The 3,217-nt window shown below is 65.0% G+C and carries 3 protein-coding genes; all 3 read right to left on the bottom strand.

The features are described 5' to 3' along the window. Window positions 1-1,324, bottom strand: a 1,324-nt coding sequence (locus EN893_RS25750; protein WP_164901100.1) for an ATP-binding cassette domain-containing protein, incomplete at its 3' end; no start/stop codon positions are given. Further along, window positions 1,321-2,190 carry an ABC transporter permease gene (locus EN893_RS25745; RefSeq protein WP_127269829.1) on the bottom strand — a complete coding sequence of 290 codons (870 nt, stop codon included), beginning with the start codon at window positions 2,188-2,190 and terminating at the stop codon, window positions 1,321-1,323. The genes EN893_RS25750 and EN893_RS25745, both read right to left, overlap by 4 nt. Next, window positions 2,187-3,134 carry an ABC transporter permease gene (locus EN893_RS25740; RefSeq protein WP_127269831.1) on the bottom strand — a complete coding sequence of 316 codons (948 nt, stop codon included), beginning with the start codon at window positions 3,132-3,134 and terminating at the stop codon, window positions 2,187-2,189. The genes EN893_RS25745 and EN893_RS25740 overlap by 4 nt, the downstream gene beginning before the upstream one ends. Between the last annotated feature and the right edge of the window lie 83 nt (window positions 3,135-3,217).

Here is a 3,217-nt window from a genome sequence, read left to right as displayed (position 1 = left end):
GCTTGGGGCGGGTGATGATGGCGCGGGCGATCGACAGGCGCTGGCGCTGGCCGCCGGAAAATTCATTCGGGTATTTGTCCATGTCGCTGATGCCGAGGCCGACTTCGTGCAGCGCATGCGCCACCATTTCGCGGCGCTCGGTGCGTGTCGGCTGCTTCTCCAGCACATGCAGGGGTTCGGCGACTAGTTTTTCGACCTTCTGACGCGGGTCGAAGGATCCGTAGGGATCCTGGAAAACGACCTGCATGTCACGGCGAGCCGGCTTCAGCTCGGCTTCGCTTTTGCCGGTGATGGTCTCGCCGCGAAACCGGATCGAGCCCGATGTCGGCCGATCCAGCGCCAGGATCATGCGGGCGAGCGTTGACTTGCCGCAGCCGGATCTGCCGACCAGCGCCACTGACTGACCCGGCGCCATCGACAGCGAGACATCGTCGACGGCGCGGATGCCAGGCGCGCGTTTGAACAATGAGGTGCGCCGTCCGGGATAGTCGCGTGTCACGCTTTCGACCTGAAGCAAAGGTCGGCTCGTCTCGATGCCATGCGGCCTGGCGCGCGCCGGCACATGCATCGAGGCCTGCGCCAGCTGGCGCGTGTAGGGATGGAACTGTTCGGACAGCGTGCGCGCAGTGTCGCCGGCTTCCATAACCTCGCCGCGGCGCAGGATAGTGATGCGGTCCGCCATCTCGGTCACCACGGCGAGGTCGTGCGAGATCAGGAGCAGGCCCATGCGGCTCTCGGCGACGAGGTCGCGCAAGAGGTCGAGGATCTGCGCCTGCAGCACCACGTCGAGCGCCGTCGTCGGCTCGTCGGCGACCAGCAGCTTCGGCTTCAGCGCGCAGGCGATGGCGATGACGACGCGCTGGCGCTGGCCACCGGACAGTTCATGCGGATAGCGCGACATTGGGAATTTCGCTTCGGGGAGGCCGACGCGGTCGAGCATTTTTCGCGCCCGGTCTTCGGCCTCGGCGCGGCTGGCCTTGGTGTGCCAGCGTATGCCTTCGGCAACCTGTTCGCCGATGGTCTTGACCGGATTGAGCGCCGTCATCGGCTCCTGGAAGACCATGCCGATGTCGTCGCCGCGCAGCGCGCACATCTGATCCTCGGTTGCCGCGAGGATGTCGATGCCGTCGAATGTGACGCGTCCGGTGGCGCGCGCGGCATGGGGCAGAAGCTGCATCACCGTCAGCGCGGTCATCGACTTGCCCGAGCCGGATTCGCCGACCAAACCCATCACCTCGCCGGGCGCGACGGAAAGCTCCATTCCTTTAAGGATCTGCGTGTCGCCGATGGTCAGCGACAGGTTCTCGATGTCGAGCAGGCTCATCGCTGCCGCCGCGATTTCGGATCGAGGATGTCGGCGATGCCGTCGCCCAGGAGGTTCAGCCCCAGCACGGCGACAACGATCGCCATGCCCGGAAAGATCGCCATCCATGGCGCCACCACCATGCGGGTCTGCGCGTCGAACAGCATGCGGCCCCAGCTCGGCATTGGCGGTTGCGCGCCAAGGCCGAGATAGGAAAGCCCGGCCTCGGCTAGGATGCCCAGCGCGAACTGGATGGTGCCTTGCACCAGGAGCAGCGTGGCGATGTTGGGCAGCACATGTTCGATTGTGATCTGCGTGCTGCTCTTGCCGGCGGCGCGCGCGGCCAGAATGAACTCGCGCGGCCAGATCGCCAGCGCGCCGGCCCGGGCGACACGGGCAAAGACCGGGATGTTGAAGATGCCGATGGCGATGATGGCGTTGATCGCGCCTGGCCCGAAGATGGCGGTGATCATGATCGCCGACAGCAAAGCCGGGAAGGCGAAGACGAGGTCGTTCAGCCGCATCAGTGCCTCGTCGACGAGGCCGCCGCGTGCCGCCGCAAAGGCGCCGAGCGGCACGCCGACCCCCATGCCGATGCCGACCGCGACCAGCGCCACGGCAATCGAATTGCGGGCCCCGACCATGACCATCGACAGAATGTCGCGGCCGAAATGGTCGGTGCCGAACCAGTGCGCCAGCGAGGGTGCCTGCGTCTTGTCCGATATCACCAGTTTGGTGACGTCGTAGGGCGTCCAGCCATAAGAGACTACAGCCATTGCCAGGATCAGCAGCGTGATGACGAAACCGGCCACGAAGGCGGTATTCCTGAACGCCTTGCCCAGGATGTTGCCAAACGTCTCTTCTGACATCTCGATTTGCAGTGTCATTGCCGGCTTCTCAAGCGCGGATCGACAACCGCATAGGAAAGGTCGACGAGGAGGTTGACGGCGATGACGGCGGCGACCAGCAGCATGACGACGCTTTCGACGACGATCAGATCGCGCTGGGTGATGGCCTGGAACACCAGCCTGCCGAGGCCGGGCAGGTAAAAGACATTCTCAATGATGATGGTGCCGGCAAGCAGGAAGGCAAACTGCAGGCCCAGAATGGTCAGCACCGGGATCATGGCGTTGCGCAGTGCATGCCGCCACAAGACTGCGCGATAGGGCAGGCCCTTGGCGCGGGCGGTGCGGATATAGTCCTCGTTCAGCACCTCGATCAGCGCCGAGCGGGTGACGCGCGCCAGGATCGCGGCTTGCGGCAAGGCAAGTGCGACCGCCGGCAGCAGCAGCGATTTCAAGGCTGGCCAGATGCCAGCACTCCAGCCGGGAAACCCACCGGCGGGGACCAGCCGCAGCCAGACGGCGAAGACATAGATCAGCATCAGCGCGAACCAGAAATTGGGCACGGCAACGCCAAGCTGTGCGGCGCCCATGGAAATCGTGTCACCGGCGCGTCCACGCCGGCTGGCGGAAAACAGGCCAACGGGAATCGCGATGATGGTGGAGAGCGCAAGCGCAATCAGCGCCAGCGGCAGCGAGACGGCAAGCCGCTCGCGCACCAGATCGATGACCGGCACCGAATAGGTGTAGGAGCGGCCGAAATCGAGACTGAGCAGGCCGCCGGCCCATTGCAGGTAGCGCAAGGCCAGCGGCGCGTTGAGGCCCATCTGGTTGCGCAGCAGCTCGACCTGATCGGCACTGGCGTTCAGGCCCAGCATCAGCCGCGCCGGATCGCCGGGCAGGATCTCCAGGACGGCGAACACCACCATGGAAGCCAGCACCAGCGTGGCGAGCGCGACGGCGAAGCGTTTTAGGAGGTAGGCGGTCATGGAAGGTGGGGGATCACTCGCTCCACTTCACCTTGGTCAAATCATTGGCCTGGATCGGGGCGTTTTCCCACAGGCCTTGCAGC

This window comes from Mesorhizobium sp. M7A.F.Ca.CA.004.04.2.1, from assembly GCF_004022825.1.
Taxonomy (GTDB): Bacteria; Pseudomonadota; Alphaproteobacteria; order Rhizobiales; family Rhizobiaceae; genus Mesorhizobium.
This window is presented reverse-complemented; position numbering and strand designations above follow the sequence as displayed.

Excerpts from the sequence above, each read along its gene's own strand:
- EN893_RS25740 (WP_127269831.1), bottom strand. The coding sequence starts at position 3,134 with ATGACCGCCTACCTCCTAAAACGCTTCGCCGTCGCGCTCGCCACGCTG.
- EN893_RS25745 (WP_127269829.1), bottom strand. The coding sequence starts at position 2,190 with ATGACACTGCAAATCGAGATGTCAGAAGAGACGTTTGGCAACATCCTG.